At 34.0% G+C, this 17,047-nt stretch carries 10 protein-coding genes; 3 read left to right on the top strand and 7 right to left on the bottom strand.

Annotated elements, in window-relative coordinates; all coding sequences use genetic code 11:
• The first annotated feature begins 19 nt into the window (after nucleotides 1-19).
• Both ACJBCC_RS07640 and ACJBCC_RS07635 read left to right on the top strand, forming a co-directional pair.
• Nucleotides 20-457, top strand: a complete 438-nt coding sequence (locus tag ACJBCC_RS07640) for a BlaI/MecI/CopY family transcriptional regulator (protein ID WP_367179565.1) — start codon at nucleotides 20-22, stop codon at nucleotides 455-457.
• A complete protein-coding gene (locus tag ACJBCC_RS07635) occupies nucleotides 454-1,875 on the top strand; it encodes an N-acetylmuramoyl-L-alanine amidase (protein ID WP_407556838.1) in 1,422 nt (473 codons plus the stop codon). The genes ACJBCC_RS07640 and ACJBCC_RS07635 overlap by 4 nt, the downstream gene beginning before the upstream one ends.
• A gap of 107 nt (nucleotides 1,876-1,982) precedes the next feature.
• On the opposite strand, the gene ACJBCC_RS07630 is transcribed toward ACJBCC_RS07635, so the two are convergent.
• From ACJBCC_RS07630 to ACJBCC_RS07605, 6 genes are all read right to left on the bottom strand, one after another.
• Nucleotides 1,983-3,791 (bottom strand): acyl-CoA dehydrogenase family protein, encoded by a 1,809-nt coding sequence (locus ACJBCC_RS07630; RefSeq protein ID WP_407556837.1) that lies wholly within the window; start codon nucleotides 3,789-3,791, stop codon nucleotides 1,983-1,985.
• A gap of 19 nt (nucleotides 3,792-3,810) precedes the next feature.
• Nucleotides 3,811-5,004, bottom strand: coding sequence for an acetyl-CoA C-acyltransferase (locus ACJBCC_RS07625; RefSeq protein ID WP_407556836.1), 1,194 nt, complete (start codon nucleotides 5,002-5,004; stop codon nucleotides 3,811-3,813).
• A gap of 5 nt (nucleotides 5,005-5,009) precedes the next feature.
• A complete protein-coding gene (locus ACJBCC_RS07620; protein WP_407556835.1) occupies nucleotides 5,010-7,418 on the bottom strand; it encodes a 3-hydroxyacyl-CoA dehydrogenase NAD-binding domain-containing protein in 2,409 nt (802 codons plus the stop codon).
• Between the two features lies 1 nt (nucleotide 7,419).
• Complete coding sequence (locus ACJBCC_RS07615; protein ID WP_299100677.1) at nucleotides 7,420-7,875, bottom strand: MarR family winged helix-turn-helix transcriptional regulator; 456 nt, start codon at nucleotides 7,873-7,875, stop codon at nucleotides 7,420-7,422.
• Between the two features lie 134 nt (nucleotides 7,876-8,009).
• Entirely contained in the window at nucleotides 8,010-8,402 is a 393-nt protein-coding gene (locus ACJBCC_RS07610; protein ID WP_299100679.1) for a hypothetical protein, read from the bottom strand.
• 143 nt (nucleotides 8,403-8,545) lie between these two features.
• Nucleotides 8,546-10,315: a long-chain fatty acid--CoA ligase gene (locus ACJBCC_RS07605; protein ID WP_299100681.1), complete on the bottom strand. Its 1,770-nt coding sequence runs from the start codon at nucleotides 10,313-10,315 to the stop codon at nucleotides 8,546-8,548.
• Nucleotides 10,316-10,561: 246 nt separating this feature from the next.
• Here ACJBCC_RS07605 and ACJBCC_RS07600 point away from each other — a divergent pair, with 246 nt between their 5' ends.
• Complete coding sequence (locus ACJBCC_RS07600) at nucleotides 10,562-13,180, top strand: chondroitinase-B domain-containing protein (RefSeq protein WP_407556834.1); 2,619 nt, start codon at nucleotides 10,562-10,564, stop codon at nucleotides 13,178-13,180.
• 65 nt (nucleotides 13,181-13,245) lie between these two features.
• Here ACJBCC_RS07600 and purL read toward each other — a convergent pair whose 3' ends face one another.
• Nucleotides 13,246-16,905 carry a phosphoribosylformylglycinamidine synthase gene (gene purL, locus ACJBCC_RS07595; RefSeq protein WP_407556833.1) on the bottom strand — a complete coding sequence of 1,220 codons (3,660 nt, stop codon included), beginning with the start codon at nucleotides 16,903-16,905 and terminating at the stop codon, nucleotides 13,246-13,248.
• Between the last annotated feature and the right edge of the window lie 142 nt (nucleotides 16,906-17,047).

The following is a 17,047-nucleotide window of genomic DNA, read 5'->3' as shown; positions in this document are numbered from 1 at the left end:
AAAGATAGAATTTTTATAAATGATTTGCACAATAAATTTTTATTACTACATTTGTAGTATTAAAACTATAATTGTGGATATAAAACAGCTAAATAAATCCGAACTACAGATAATGAAGTACTTGTGGATGCTTGAAAAAGGATTTATGAAAGATATTGTAGAGAAGTATCCTGAACCGAGACCAGCATATACAACAATTTCGACTTTGTTAAAGCGAATGACAGACAAAGACTATATTGGTTTTGAGCGCTTAGGAAGAGATAAGCAATATTACCCAATTCTTAAAAAGAATGATTATTTCTCAAAGCAGGTCAATGGCATGATTCAACATTTTTTTAACGATTCTAAGGCGCAATTTGCTTCATTCTTTACTAAAAATGCCGATTTCTCAATGGAAGAGATGCAAGAATTGCAAGATCTATTGAAAGAAAAAATGACTAAAAAGAAAAACAAATGATAGGTTATTTTATTTATACAACTATAAGTTTAGCATGCGCTTATGGCTTGTATTTTTTGTTGCTGAGAAAACAAAAAACGTTTCAGTTTAATCGATTTTTCTTAATAGGTTCGTTAGTATTGTGTTTAATATCTCCTTTGTTAGAAATTGAGTTCTTTAATTCGGTACCTCGTATTACCGAATTACCAATTAATACGTTAACTAATGCATCAGCTAGCTTAGAAACTATAGAAAATGTAGAATTTGGGGAAATTGAAATGATTAATACTTCTCAAAGAAGCCCATTTTTCTATGTGTATTTAACCATTAGTTTGTTTTTTGTTTTTCGATTTTTGAAGAACTTCTTTCAAATATTCAAACTTACAAGACATAAACACGAACGTTTAGGAAACCTGAAATTGATTAGAAGTAAGGATTCTAAATTGGTTTCGAGTTTCTTCAATTATGTATTTATAAATGAAAATCAAGATTTACATGATGAAGGATTTACGAGTATTTTAAAACATGAAACTGTTCATTTTGAAGAACGGCATATATTGGATATCATTTTTATAGAGCTGTTAATTTGTTTGTTTTGGCTTAACCCAATCATTTGGTTATACAGAAAAGCGATACTTCAGAATCATGAATATTTAGCTGATGATAAATCGGTGTCTTCAGGTATTGACATAGAGAATTATTCAAATACCATTATAAACTTAGGTCAAAAGGAATACCGCATTCCTCTAACTAGCGGATTTAATTTCATTCAAATCAAAAATCGAATTATTATGTTACATCAATCAAAAACCTCAGTATTAAACCGAACTTTAAAAATAGCATCTGTTATGTTGCTTTTTGCAGGTGTCTTTGCCTTTAGTTCTTATAAGGATTTAAAAGAACCACTTGTGGTTATCGTAGATGCAGGTCATGGTGGAAAAGATTCTGGTCAAATTTCTAATAATATCAGTGAAAAAGATATTGTATTGACAATTTCTAAGCAATTAAAACTACTTAGTGATGATAAAGTAAAATTTATAATGTCTAGAGACAGTGATGAGTTTTCGTCTTTACAAGAAAGAATAGATTTTATAAACGAGCAAAAGCCTGACCTAGTATTAAGTCTGCATTGTAATGCACATTCGGATGTAAGTCGTTCAGGTATTGAAGCTTATTATTATGAAAGTGAAAATATTGAACGCCACAGTAGTTCCATGTCTTATAGTTCTAGAATAGCTTCAAAACTTTTAGAACTTGGCTTTGAGTCATCAAAGCTGATTCCTAGTAATTTTAAAATAATTAAAGAATCTGAAAGCCCATCTGTGTTGTTAGAGATTGGCTTTTTAACTAATGTTAAAGATTATGCTATAGTGACTAATGCTAAAAAACAACAGGAAATTGCAAAGACTATTTATGAAGCATTACTAATGAAAGAGTAGGATAGTTAGTTGTTCGCAAATTAAAAAAGCCAATTCAATCCAAATTTTATTTTGGAAGAATTGGCTTTATAATTAGAATTATTTGAGTTAGTCTAATTATTGAATCATTAGAAACAGTACTTGTTTTCTGCCTTTACTTTTTCTGCAATCTCGATACGTAAATCTACAATATCTGGATAGTTTGCATATTTCGTGAAACGTTTAAGTCCCATTAACATCATACGTTGTTCATCACCTTCAGCAAAAGAAATAATACTTTCTTTTCCTTTTTCTTCGATGATATCTACAGCGTGATATAAATATAATTTCGCCATTGCTATTTGAGCAGATTGTTCTTTTTCGCTCGTACGTTTTACATTTTTCTCTGTTCTTAAAATTGCTGATTCTGCCATATAGATTTCAATTAAGATATCTGCAGCAGCAATTAATAATTGTTGGTGCTCTTCTAGTTGAGGTCCAAATTTTTGAACCGCACCACCTGCAACCATCAAGAATGTTTTCTTAAGTTTTGCAATCATTTGCTTTTCTTCAGAAAATAATTCAGAATAATCAGGTGTATCAAACGAAGGAATTCCCATTAATTCTTCTTGTACAGCTTGCGCAGGACCTAATAAATCTACATGACCTTTCATCGCTTTCTTTACTAACATACCAACGGCTAACATTCTGTTAATCTCATTTGTACCTTCATAAATACGAGCAATACGCGCATCTCTCCAAGCAGATTCCATTGGTGTTTCTTCAGAGAATCCCATTCCACCAAAAATCTGGATACCTTCATCAGCAGCATTTTGTACATCTTCAGAAACAGCTACTTTTAATATAGAGCATTCTATTGCATATTCTTCAACGCCTTTCAGTTCTGCTTCTTGATGTGTGTTACCTGCAGCTTCTCTAATTGCAATTCGGTCTTCAATGTTTTTTGCAGCTCTATAGGTTGCAGATTCGCCAGCATAAGCACTAGCTGCCATTTCTGCTAATTTGGTTTTTATTGCTCCAAAATTGGCGATAGGTGTTTTAAATTGTTTACGCTCGTTAGCATAATCAACTGCAGTCGTTAAAATTCGTCTTTGAGAATCTAAACAAGCTGCTGCTAATTTAATACGACCAACATTTAGTGCGTTCATTGCAATTTTGAAACCTTCACCACGACCAGCTAACATATTTTCTACAGGTACAACGGTATCGTTAAAAAATACTTGACGCGTAGAACTTGCTCTAATACCTAGTTTGTGTTCCTCTTCTCCTAAGGTAATTCCGTTAGGATTTTCTCCATCATATTCTACAATGAAACCAGTAATATTTTTATCATCTTCAATACGTGCAAAAACGATCATCACACTACAGAAGCCTGCATTAGAGATCCACATTTTTTGTCCGTTGATTTTATAAGATTTTCCATCTGCAGATAATTCAGCAGTTGTTTTACCAGAATTGGCATCAGATCCTGCTCCAGGTTCTGTTAAACAATACGCACCAAACCATTCGCCAGACGCTAATTTAGGTACATATTTTTGTTTTTGTGCTTCCGTACCATATAATGTAATTGGCATAGTACCAATACCTGTATGTGCACCAAAAGCAGTACTAAAAGAACCCGTTCCAGAAGAAATATAATCACAGGTTAAAACGGTAGATACAAATCCCATTCCCATTCCGCCATAAGCTTCAGGAACAGCTACGCTCAAAAAGCCCATATCTCCAGCTTTGCGCATAACTTCCTCGGTTAAGGCATAATCTTTAGCTTCAAATCTTGCTTTATGAGGAATAATTTCTCTGTCATTAAATTCCATTACAGAATCCTTCATCATTGCTTGTTCTTCTGAAAAATCTTCAGGTGTGAAAACGTCTTCACAGTTTGTTTCTTTTACTAAGAATTGACCTCCACGTAGGATATCTTTTTCTGTATCTGCCATTTTATATTAAGTTCTTTTATTAATTTAAAAATTCGAATATTCCGCATGCGCCTTGTCCAGTACCAACACACATCGTTACTGCTCCATATTTCCCTTTCATATCACGCTTACGCATTTCATCAAATAGTTGGACAGATAGTTTTGCTCCTGTACAACCTAATGGATGACCTAATGCAATTGCTCCACCATTCACGTTAATGATATCTGGATTAAGGTTTAATTCTCTAATTACTGCTAAAGATTGGGAAGCAAAAGCTTCATTTAATTCAATTAAGCTTAAATCATCTTGCTTTAAACCTGCTTGTTTTAATGCTTTTGGGATTGCTTTTACTGGTCCAATTCCCATAATACGTGGTTCAACACCTGCAGCTGCATAGTTTACCATTCTTGCAACAGGTTCTAGATTTAATTCTTTAACCATGTCTTCACTCATTACCATAACAAATGCTGCCCCATCACTCATTTGAGACGAGTTACCAGCTGTAACACTTCCACCAGCAGCAAATACTGCCCTTAATTTCGCTAAAGCTTCTTTACTTGTTCCTTTTCTTGGACCTTCGTCTTTAGTTACAGTATAAGATTTAGTGGCTTTCTTCCCATTGGCATCAATGTAAGTTTGTTCAACTTCTATAGGCACTATTTGATCTTGAAAGCGATCTTCAGCTTGTGCTTTTAATGCTTTCATGTGAGAATTGTATGCAAATTCATCCTGATCTTCACGAGAAACATTAAACTGTTTAGCAACTGCTTCAGCCGTATTTCCCATTCCCCAATAATAATCTTCGTGACCATTTTTTACAATGGCATCGTAATTCAATTCTGGTTTAAAACCTGTCATTGGTACGCTACTCATGCTTTCTGCACCACCTGCAATGATACAATCTGCCATTCCTGCTTGAATTTTTGCAGTTGCCATTCCGATAGTTTCAACTCCAGAAGAGCAAAAACGATTAACGGTTACACCAGGAACATCAATCACTTCTAATCCCATTAACGAGATTAATCGTGCCATGTTTAATCCTTGAGAACCTTCTGGCATGGCGTTACCAACAATAACATCGTCAATACGCTTTGGGTCTAAATTTGGCAGTTCTTTCATCATGTATTGAATGGTTTCTGCAGCCAATTCATCTGTTCTTTTAAAACGGAACACGCCTTTAGGTGCTTTACCAACTGCGGTTCTGTATGCTTTTACTATATATGCTGTTTTCATTTTTCTTAGTTTCTTAAAGGTTTACCTTTTGTTAGCATGTGTTGAATACGTTCTAAAGTTTTACGTTCAGTACATAAAGACAAGAAAGCTTCACGCTCTAAATCCAATAAATACTGTTCGCTTACTAAAGTTGGTTCAGATAAATCGCCACCAGCCATAACGTAGCCAAGTTTATTAGCAATTTTTCTGTCGTGTTCACTAATGTAGTTGCTGTCTTGCATAGAGTCTGTACCAACCATAAACATGCTTAAAGCCTGTTTACCAAGAACTTTAATATCTGTACGTTTTACAGGTTGTGTGTAACCCATATCTGCCATTAATTTTGCATGTTGTTTTGCAACTGCTATTTGACGATCTTTATTAACAACAACGATATCTTTTCCTTTTTGAAGAATGCCTAAATCATAAGCTTCGTAAGCAGATGTTGCTACTTTTGCCATGCCGATCGTTAAAAAATATTCTTGAAGTGTATTTAATTGTACATCGCCTTTTTTGAAGGTATCCGAAGCTCTTAAAGTCATTTCTTTAGAACCTCCACCACCAGGAATAACTCCAACACCGAACTCAACTAAGCCGATATAAGTTTCTGCTGCTGCAACTACTTTATCTGCATGCATTGATAATTCACAACCTCCACCAAGTGCCATACCATGAGGTGCAGCAACGGTTGGAATTGCAGAATAACGCATACGCATCATTGTATCTTGGAAATACTTGATAGCCATATTTAGCTCATCATACTCTTGTTCTGCAGCCATCATAAAAATCATTCCGATGTTTGCGCCAACAGAGAAATTTGCAGCTTGATTTCCAACAACTAATCCTGCGAAATCTTTTTCGGCTAAATCAATGGCTTTGTTAAGTCCAGCTAAAACGTCGCCTCCAATAGTGTTCATTTTAGATTGGAATTCTACATTAAGAATACCATCGCCTAAATCTTCAACAACAACTCCTGAGTTTTTAAATACTTCAGATGTTTTGCGAATATTATCTAATATGATGAAACTGTCCTGACCAGGAATTTTTTCTTGTAATTTAGTAGGAATGTTGTACGCATAAGTCGCTCCATCTTTAATAGAGTAGAAGCTATCACTACCAGACTGCAACATATCTTGTACCCAATCTGCAGGTTTTAAACCTTCAGCTTGCATCATTTCAATACCTTTTTCAACGCCTATAGCATCCCAAATTTGAAAAGGACCATGTTCCCAACCAAATCCAGCTTTCATAGCATCATCGATTTTGTACAAATCGTCAGTGATTTCTGGAATTCTGTTGGACACATAAGCAAATAAAGCAGAGAAACTCTTTCTGTAGAATTCGCCAGCTTTGTCTTTTCCTTTTACTAAAATTTTAAAACGATCTACAACTTTATCAACGGTTTTAGTCAATTCTAAGGTAGCAAATTTTGCACGTTTCTTTTCTCTATATTCTAAAGTGTTAAGGTCTAATGAAAGAATCTCAGTTTTACCTTTATCATTTTTTGTTTTCTTGTAAAAACCTTGTCCTGTTTTGCTTCCTAACCATTTATTTTCCATCATGGTATTGATGAAATCTGGTAATTGAAATAACTCTAAACGCTCATCATCTTTACAGTTTTCAGCGATACCATTGGCTACATGCACTAAAGTATCTAATCCTACTACATCAACGGTTCTAAAAGTTGCCGATTTAGGACGACCAATTACAGGACCAGATAATTTATCTACTTCCTCAATGGTTAAATCTAAATCTTTAACCGCGTGAAATAAACTCTGTATGCTGAAAATCCCGATTCTATTTCCTATAAAAGCAGGTGTATCTTTAGCAATTACTGATGTTTTTCCTAAGAATTGTTCGCCATAACCATTTAAGAATTCTAAAACAGACGCATCCGTTTTAGGTCCTGGGATTATTTCGAATAACTTTAAGTAACGCGCAGGATTAAAAAAGTGTGTTCCACAGAAATGTTTCTGGAAATCTTCACTACGTCCTTCGCTCATAAATTTAATAGGAATACCAGATGTGTTAGATGTAATTAACGTTCCTGGTGTTCTGTGTTGTTCAAGCTTTTCAAACACTTGTTGTTTTATGTCTAGACGCTCAACAACAACTTCCATAATCCAATCGACATCTTTTACTTTAGCAATGTCATCTTCAAGATTACCAGTTGTAATTCTGTTTTTAAATGAAGGATGATACAGTGGTGCAGGTTTCGATTTTATAGATGCGGTTAAAGCATCATTTACTAATCGATTTCTAACCACTTTATCTTCTAAAGTTAAGCCTTTGGCTTGTTCCTTAGCGTTAAGTTCTCTTGGTACGATGTCTAATAATAAAACATCTACACCAATATTGGCGAAATGACAAGCGATGCCGCTTCCCATAATTCCTGAACCAATAATGGCGATTTTTTTAATTCTTCGTTTACTCATCTTATTTTAAAATGTGTTCTTTATTGTTGTATATCTGTTTGTTTGAAATCATGTTATTGATGACTTCGGCTACTTTTTGAAAGCTTTTTAATTCAGCATCTGAAACATTTGCTTTTATAGTTTCATTAAACGTTAACACGCGCTCTTTAGAATAATTTCTTTTTTCACGGCCAAAATCTGTTAGAAATATTAATACACCTCTTCCATCATCTGGATTTGGTCTGCGCTCAATTAAACCTTTCGTTTCCATAGTTTTTAATGTCCTAGAGAGACTTGTTGCTTCCATACCCATTTTAGGTCCTAAGGAGGTAGAAGGTGTTCCTTTTTCTGGATCAATACTTAACAATGCAAAACCAATTGCCATGGTAGAGTCGAATTTTACGGCTTCTTCGTTATACATTTTATTTACCGCTAACCAGGTGGTTCTCAGTATGTAATCAATTGTTTTGTCTTTCATAAAGCATTATTGGAATCAAATATAATAAAAAATACTATGCACGCATAATAAATAAGAAAAATATTATTATGAATATTTAAAAATAGTAGCTATTAAATTTCGAGATATGTTATTACAGGTGTGTTTAATTGCGATTATCGTACTTTTTTATTAATAAAACCGATAACAGCTCCAGTAATTCCAGTAATTACAATTGAAGTTGCAACATCCAAGGTAAGCAATTCAGCTGACATAGAACTATCCATTGCCATTGCGATGAAACCGTAAGATATAGATAAGAAGAAGCCAAAGAATGCACCTGCTCTTGCTCCAGTTGTAATGGTGGCTATTTGGGCCCAACGATTAAAGAAATAAGATAAAAAAAATGCTATTGATAGACACCCAAGAAATACATAAGTAAATGAGCGAAGGTTTTCTTGCGGTAGAGGATAATAATCTGCTAGAACAATACCATAACTGAGCCAACTTAAAAGCCAATTGACTATTCCTCCGCATATGCCAGCAATGATAAACGTTTTGGTTTTCATGGTTGGTATTAAATGATTAGTAATACCTAAAATACGAAAATTTACATAAATGATTAATTATCAGGGATTAACGGTTTCGTTTTTACGTTTAACATTTATAAAAAGAGAAGTTGGACTTGCAAAGTAGGGAATTCCAAGTCTTTTTATCGGTAAATCTTTTCGTATAAATCTTTATAGATTTCTTTTATGATTGCACGTTTCATTTTCATAGTTGGAGTAAGATGTCCTCCATCGATTGACCATACATCAGGTGTGAGTTCAAAACGTTTTATTTGTTCCCATTTACCAAAATTTTTATTGTACTTGTCAATTTCTAATTGAATACGATTAATTACTAACTCTGAACTTGAAATTTCTTTTTCGGTTTTACCAATACCATTCTGTTTATGGTCAATCCAGTCTCTAATAAAATCAAAATTTGGTTGAATTAAAGCAGCAGGCATTTTTTCCCCTTCACCAACAACCATAATTTGTTCTATGAAAAGCGATTGTTTCATATCGTTTTCTAATAATGGCGGAATTACATATTTACCACCAGAAGTTTTAAACATTTCTTTCTTACGACCTGTAATTTTTAGAAAACCTTCAGCATCAATTTCCCCTTTATCTCCTGTATGGAAATAGTCTCCAGTCATTACGCTTGCCGTTTTTTCCGGATCTTTATAATAGCCTAACATAACGTTAGGTCCTTTTATGAGCACCTCGCCATCTTCGGCAATTTTTACTTCAACATTATTGATTGGCTTACCTACGGTTCCTACTTTATAACCATTGCCTTTGTAAACTCCTACGCCAACAACAGGTGAAGTTTCAGTTAGTCCGTAACCTTCCATAACTTGCATTTTTGCAGCTCCAAAGATTCGTGCTAAACGTGGTTGTAACGCTGCGCTCCCAGAAACCATAGTGCCCAAATTACCACCTAATGCTTCTCTCCATTTACTGAATATAAGTTTATTAGCTATTTTAAGTTTGAACTCATACCATGCGCCATTAGCACCATATGGTTCCCATTTTTCACCTAAACCTACAGCCCAAAAGAATAAACCTTTTTTAATACCGGTTAATTCTTCGCCTTTAAGCATAATTTTATCAAATACCTTTTCTAATAAGCGTGGTACTACACTCATTAGATTTGGGTTTATCTCTTTGGCATTGTCTCCAATTTTATCAATGGCCTCTGCAAAATAGATAGATGCACCAGCATGCTGATACACATAAATAAGTAAACGTTCAAATATGTGACAGATTGGTAAGAAACTTAAAATTCTATTTTCGCCGTCAACCAAAGGTACTCTAGGAGAGCTGTCTAGAGCGTTACTAGTAATATTCCAGTGAGATAGCATAACACCTTTGGGTTTGCCTGTTGTACCAGATGTATAGATGATGGTTGCTAAATCATTTGGCAGAACAGCGTCTTTTCTTGCTTCAACTTCTGCTTGATTGCTATCATCTTTTCCGAGTTCAAATAACTCAGAGTAATGCTTACAACCTTCTATATGATCAAAAGAATAGACTTCTTTTACCTTGGTGTTTGCTTGTACTATTCTAACTTTTTCTAAAACTTCAGCGTCAGAAACAAAACAATAGATAGATTCGCTATGATTTAAAACATACTCGTAATCTTCTGCTGAAATAGTTGGGTAAACTGGTATATTTTGTGCTCCAGTTTGAAGGACTCCGATATCCAGTATATTCCATTCGGTCCTATTCGTCGTAGAAATAACAGCTATCTTATCGTCTTTTTGAATGCCAAGCCTTAGCAATGCTCTACTTATTGCGTTTGCTTTGTCAATATATTCTTGTGTGGAGGTATGTTCCCATTTACCATTGTATTTAGTAACTAAAGCCGATTTGTTAGGTTTATTTTCTAACTGATAATATGGAAAATCAAAAAGTCGAGTTATTTCTGTCATTTATGCATTACGATTATAACAGCGCAAATTATGAAAATAAAAAGGATTTTCAAATTTCGAATAAAAAAAGGGTGGACTTAATAATATTTATTAGGATTTTTTGGTGTATTCATAATTTATTTTTTTTTTTTTCTTCAATTAAGAGGGCTAATTTTTAATTTTTTAATTACTTTTAAATTGAAAATAATTGGTTAACCAATCTGGTCTTCCAGTTGTGATTTTATAAACTAAATTAAATAACAACTTATGAATAATCTTTACACTTTTAAATTTCAATTTTATCATATCACTTTCATTGTGATGCTGTTATCATCTCTAAATTTGTTTTCACAAACCACCTATACTATTAGTGATCCAGAGGATTTAGAAGACCAGACGTATCTGCCTGGAGATGTGATTATATTGTCTAATGGTATCTATGATTCTGATGAACGTATAGACTTCGTTGGAAATGGGACAGCAACAGACCCAATTGTATTTAGAGCAGAAACTCCAGGTGGCGTAAAGTTTACAGGCGGATTACAAATGAATATTGGCGGAGATTATGTTGTAGTTGATGGTTTTCACTGGCAAGGTGGTTATGGTGCAAGTAATTTTATTCAGTTTAGAAATGGTTATGACTATGCCAATCACAGTACCATTCAAAATTGTGTTATTGATGGATTAGAAATTCATCCTGATGATATTGCGGATGATATTGCAGATGGATCCATAACAAAACACAGATGGATTGTGTTATATGGCACATATAATACTGTTATTAACTGTTCATTTATGAATAAGGAAAGTGCTGGTGCTTTAATTTTAGCCGAATATGCATACAACGCAACACCAGACGAAGGCGTCACTAATACACGTTGCGATATTGTAGGCCATACAATTAGTAATAATTATTTTTATAATTACGTAAAAATTGATAATACCTTAAGTAATTCTGGTGATAGTGAAACGATTCGTATTGGTACTAGTGAATATCAGAATGTAAATAGTAATGCCACAGTTAGTAATAACTACTTTGTCAAGGCTGATGGAGAGAATGAAATTATTACAAATAAGAGTAAAAATAATACCTATACTAATAATACATTCAGACGCTGTAGAGGTTCATTAGTGCTACGTCATGGATCTAATGCAACGGTTGAAGGTAATTACTTTTTAGGAGAAAACATAGATGGAACAGGTGGTATTAGAATTACGGATAGTGATCATGTAATTACAAATAATTATATCCAAGATTGTATTACAGTTGTTAGCCAAGCCAAGTGGAATAATGGTGTTACCTTTTTAGGAGGTGGCGATAATAATTCGGTGGTATGTACTTCTACAAGTGTTTCTAATGGTTATCAAAAATCTGAAAATATTACACTTTCTAATAATACTATTATAAATACGAATGCACCTTTATTTTATAACACAGATAAGGGGTCTACGGATCCTACCGGTTCAGTGGATAACAATTTAATTTACTTTACGTCTGGTAATGGAAATATTACAGATGTTATATCAGGAGATACTGCAACCTCGTATGCCGACTTAGGAACAGCATTATCTTACACAGGAAACGTTTACACAGGAAGCGCGTTAGGAGAAACCAATACAGGTTTTTCTGAAGAGACAGGAATTTCTGCTACTGCAGATGGCGAAATATTTACGTTTTCAGGAGCAGGATCTGCTGGTAAAGGTGCAGATATGGGATCGTATTTGCCAATAACAGATGATATGGTCGGTTACGGAATTGGTGCTTGTTTTGTAGATAATTTAGGTGGTAATATAATTGATGGTAACTGTGTTATTGAAATTCCAGAGTCACTAACCGTGAGTAGTTTAGAAACATTAGATGCAGAAGCTGGGAGTTATGATGTTTCCGTATATGCTAATGTAAGTTGGACAGCGATGTCTAATGATGCATGGATTTCTATTGATATTAATTCTGGATCTGGTGACGACACTGTTTCGGTTTCAGTGACGGAAAACACAGACGTTAATAGCAGAACAGGTTCTGTAACGTTTACACAAGATCCAGGTGGAGATGATATTGTTAGAACATTAAATGTTACTCAAGAAGGTGCAGACCTAACAGATTTATATGATCTAATTAACGATGTTGCAGGAGGAGGGCCAGTTTCTATTCATTCGTTTTCTAGTGATAACGCTAGTGATAGTCCACCAGAAGTAGCAATCAATACCTTAGATAAGGTAAATACAAGTTCATCTATTTGGGCTGCACAAGACGGCTCAATTGTTTCAGGCGATTATAAAGGTGATGGAGAATACATTATATATGATTTAGGGTCTGAGTATAATTTAGATTTAATTCAGTTTAGTACAACAAATAAATCAGATGCCTTTGGGTATCAAATATGGGTATCTACAACAGGAACAAATGAAGCAGATTTTAATAAAGTTCTACCAGAGACAGAAGATTTATTGTTAACAGCAACAAATACTATGGATTTTAATCAATATCAATTCTCAGCTGCTGCGCGTTATGTGAAAATGATAGGTTATGGAAGATTTAATAGTGCAGGGGATACTAGAACAAGTGCTTGGAGTACCATTGCGGAAATTGAGTTTTTTGGATCTAATGCCTTATCAGTTAATGAATTTGATTTTAGTGAAAATTTGAAAGTTTATCCTAATCCTTCGAAGGATGTGATAAATATTGAAATATTAAATGACACGCAAATTGAATCTGCTAAGATTTACAGTTTAGAAGGTAAATTAATTGTGAATATGAATATGAATACAGATTTTATCAATTCTTCATATACTATCGATATAACTAATCTATCTAAGGGAAGCTATATTCTTAGTTTATCTAACGAAGTAGGTTTAAAATATACTCAGCTTATTATAAAAGATTAGTGCTTTAGTTTTTAACCCAAAAAAAAGCTTTTACATTTTGTAAAAGCTTTTTTTTATGATTCTATTTATTTCTCTAACCATTTCCTAGCATTAATAAAAGCCTCCAGCCAAGGCGAAACTTCATCGTTTCTATCTTGTGGATAGTTGGCCCAATTCCATTGAAAAATAGAACGTTCTATATGAGGCATAGTTACTAAGTGTCTTCCTGTTTTGTCTGTTAGCATAGCTGTGTTAAAATCTGAACCATTAGGATTTGCAGGATATCCTTCATAACCATATTTGGCTACAATGTTATATTTTTCTTCAGCATATGGAAGGCTAAATTTTCCTTCACCATGAGAAATCCAAACACCTAAAGTACTACCAGCTAAACTAGATAGCATTACAGAATTGTTCTCTTGAATTTTAACTGAAGTAAAACCGCTTTCGTGCTTATGAGAATCATTATAAGTCATTTTTCCGTGATTCTCGTGTTCAGGATTTACTAAATCTAACTCCATCATTAATTGGCAACCATTACAAATCCCAACAGATAAGGTGTCTTCTCTTTTAAAGAAATCATTAATGACCTTATTTGCTTTCTCATTGTATTTAATTGCACCAGCCCAACCTTTAGCAGAACCTAAAACATCAGAATTACTAAAGCCACCAACAGCACCTAAAAACTGAATATCTTCTAGTGTTTCTCTGCCAGAAATTAAATCTGTCATGTGTACATCTTTAACATCAAAACCTGCTAAATACATAGCATTTGCCATTTCTCTTTCTGAATTGGAGCCTTTTTCTCTTAAAATTGCTGCTTTTGGTCTAACCGCATCAGAAGCTGTTGTCTCTAATTTTCCAGTGAAATGTGTTGGAAGTTTAAAATCTAAAGCCTGATTTTTATAGTTATCAAACCTATGCTTCGCTAAACCATTTGCTGTTTGTTTCTCATCGAGTAAGTATGATGTTTCAAACCACATATCTCTTAATCTTGAAACGGTCATGGTAAATACTTCGTTACCATTGATTACACCTAACACATCACTTTCTGTAACCTCTCCAATTTTATGGAATTCAATGTGTGCATTAGATAATTCAGCTTCAATTGCATCATCAGAAGATTGAAAAACGATTCCTGCATTTTCAGCAAATAATACTTTAAAGGAATCTTTTTCTCCAAGACTAGTTAAATCTAACTCAGCACCTATATTATTATCAGCAAAACAAAGTTCTAATAAGGTGGTTATTAATCCACCAGAAGCCACATCGTGTCCTGCAACAATTTGATTATTTTTTATTAAATTTTGAATGGTGTTAAACACCGTTTTTACGTACACAGCACTTTTAATATTAGGCGTAGTATTTCCTATTTTATTATTGATTTGCGCAAAAGAACTTCCACCTAACTCGTAAGAATCTTGAGATAGATTAATATAATAAATAGACCCTTTGCCTTTTTGTAAAACAGGCTCTACAACTTTAGTTATATCATTACAATTTGCAGCAGCAGAAATAATCACTGTACCAGGAGAAATAACATCACCATCAGGATATTTTTGCTTCATTGATAAAGAGTCTTTTCCTGTTGGTACATTAATACCTAAATCTATTGAAAATTCTGAAATCGCTTTTACAGCTTCATACAAACGTGCATCTTCACCTTTATTTTTACAAGGCCACATCCAATTGGCAGATAAAGAAATACTTTTAAGACCATCTTTTAGTGGTGCCCAAATAATATTTGTTAAAGCTTCTGCTATTGAATTACGACTACCAGCTTCAGGATTAATTAAGCCTGAAATAGGCGAGTGCCCAATTGACGTAGCAATACCTTCTTTGCCTTTAAAATCTAATGCCATTACACCAACATTATTTAGTGGTAATTGTAATGGACCAACACATTGTTGTTTGGCAACTTTTCCACCAACACAACGGTCTACTTTATTTGTTAACCAATCTTTTGAGGCAACAGCTTCAAGTTGTAATACTTGGTCTAAATAATCGTAGAAATTTTTGGTGTTATATGAAATGCCACTGTATTCTTTTTCAACTGTAACATCATTCATTATCGTTTTTGGAGAACTTCCAAACATATCTTCTAAAGCTAAATCCATTGGTTTTTCACCAGTAGTTTTAGACTCAAAAGTAAATCTATGTTTTCCTGTTACTTCACCAACATCATAAATAGGCGAGCGTTCTCTGTCTGCTATTTTATGCAACGTCTCTAAATGTTCATCGGCAATAACTAATCCCATTCGCTCTTGAGATTCGTTACCAATTTTTTCTTTGGCAGATAACGTAGGATCGCCAACAGGTAATTTATCTAAATCAATATGTCCACCTGTATCTTCTACCAATTCTGATAAACAATTTAAATGTCCACCAGCACCATGATCGTGAATAGAAACAATGAAATTTTCGTCGCTTTCTACCATACCACGGACAGCATTGGCAGCACGTTTTTGCATTTCTGGATTAGAACGTTGTACAGCATTTAGCTCAATACCAGAAGCTAAAGCACCAGTATCTGCAGAAGACACTGCAGCGCCTCCCATTCCGATTCTATAATTGTCACCACCAAGAATTACTATTTTATCGCCATCTTTTGGTACATCTTTAAGCGCTTGTTCTGCTTTACCATAACCTATACCACCAGCTTGCATAATCACTTTGTCGTAACCAATTTTGCCATTGTTATCGCTATGTTCAAACGTTAAAACTGAACCACAAATTAACGGTTGACCAAATTTGTTACCAAAGTCTGAAGCACCATTACTTGCTTTAATTAAAATATCCATTGGTGTTTGGTACAACCATTTACGTTCTGGAAAAGCTTTTTCCCATGGACGTTCGTCGTTTAATCTTGAGTAAGACGTCATATAAACCGCAGTACCAGCTAAAGGTAATGAGCCTTTTCCACCAGCTAATCTATCTCTAATTTCTCCACCTGAACCAGTTGCAGCTCCATTAAATGGCTCAACGGTTGTTGGGAAATTATGTGTTTCTGCTTTTAATGAGATTACAGATTCGTAATTTTTTGTTGTATAAAAATCTGGTATATCTGCACGTTGAGGTGCAAACTGCTCCACAATTGGTCCTTTAATAAAAGCAACGTTATCCTTGTATGCTGAAACAATATCGTTTGGATTTTGTTTTGATGTTTCTTTAATAAGTTTGAATAAAGAAGTGTCCTTTTCTTCGCCATCTATAACAAACGTACCATTGAATATTTTATGACGACAGTGCTCTGAGTTGACTTGAGAAAAACCGAAAACTTCAGAATCTGTTAGAGGTCTGCCAATTTTTTCAGCAACACCTTCTAGATATGCAACTTCTTCCTCACTAAGTGATAAACCTTCTTGTTCGTTATAGGCTGAAATATCTTCTATGTTTAAAATTGCTTCAGGTTGAATATCAATTTTGAAAATATCTTGATTCAGACTTTGATATTTTTCAGAAATCATTGGGTCGAATTCAGAAAAATCATCAGAAACAGAAGTGAATTCTTCAATTCTAATAATATTTGAAATTCCCATATTTTGAGTAATTTCTACTGCGTTTGTACTCCAAGGTGTTATCATTGCCGCTCTTGGTCCAACAAAAAAAGCATCTAGTGATGCTTGTTCTATTTTAGGTTGGTTGGCAAATAACCATGTCAATTTTGAGATGGTTGCAGTTGATAATTCTTTTGTGGCTTGAACAGCATATACTTTACTGTTTTGGTTTCCGAAGAAATGAATCATTTATTGGTTTATTTTGATGTGAAAAATAAAATGCAAAGTTAATTTAATTTGTGGGTTTTTGTAGAAAATTTAAATTTCAAATGTTGAAGTATTCAACAAGTTTTAAACAAAAAAAAACAGCCACACTTTTATTTAATAAAGT

It is taken from the genome of Winogradskyella sp. 4-2091 (assembly GCF_045765065.1).
GTDB lineage: Bacteria > Bacteroidota > Bacteroidia > Flavobacteriales > Flavobacteriaceae > Winogradskyella.
The sequence above is the reverse complement of the archived record's forward strand: the minus strand, read 5'-3'. Positions and strand labels throughout refer to the sequence as shown.

What these genes read in the sequence shown, in the direction of transcription:
- ACJBCC_RS07630 (WP_407556837.1), bottom strand. Translation starts at nt 3,791, where the DNA reads ATGGCAGATACAGAAAAAGATATCCTACGTGGAGGTCAATTCTTAGTA.
- ACJBCC_RS07620 (WP_407556835.1), bottom strand. Translation starts at nt 7,418, where the DNA reads ATGAGTAAACGAAGAATTAAAAAAATCGCCATTATTGGTTCAGGAATT.
- ACJBCC_RS07625 (WP_407556836.1), bottom strand. Translation starts at nt 5,004, where the DNA reads ATGAAAACAGCATATATAGTAAAAGCATACAGAACCGCAGTTGGTAAA.
- ACJBCC_RS07600 (WP_407556834.1), top strand. Translation starts at nt 10,562, where the DNA reads ATGAATAATCTTTACACTTTTAAATTTCAATTTTATCATATCACTTTC.
- ACJBCC_RS07635 (WP_407556838.1), top strand. Translation starts at nt 454, where the DNA reads ATGATAGGTTATTTTATTTATACAACTATAAGTTTAGCATGCGCTTAT.
- ACJBCC_RS07640 (WP_367179565.1), top strand. Translation starts at nt 20, where the DNA reads ATGATTTGCACAATAAATTTTTATTACTACATTTGTAGTATTAAAACT.
- ACJBCC_RS07610 (WP_299100679.1), bottom strand. Translation starts at nt 8,402, where the DNA reads ATGAAAACCAAAACGTTTATCATTGCTGGCATATGCGGAGGAATAGTC.
- purL (WP_407556833.1), bottom strand. Translation starts at nt 16,905, where the DNA reads ATGATTCATTTCTTCGGAAACCAAAACAGTAAAGTATATGCTGTTCAA.
- ACJBCC_RS07605 (WP_299100681.1), bottom strand. Translation starts at nt 10,315, where the DNA reads ATGACAGAAATAACTCGACTTTTTGATTTTCCATATTATCAGTTAGAA.
- ACJBCC_RS07615 (WP_299100677.1), bottom strand. Translation starts at nt 7,875, where the DNA reads ATGAAAGACAAAACAATTGATTACATACTGAGAACCACCTGGTTAGCG.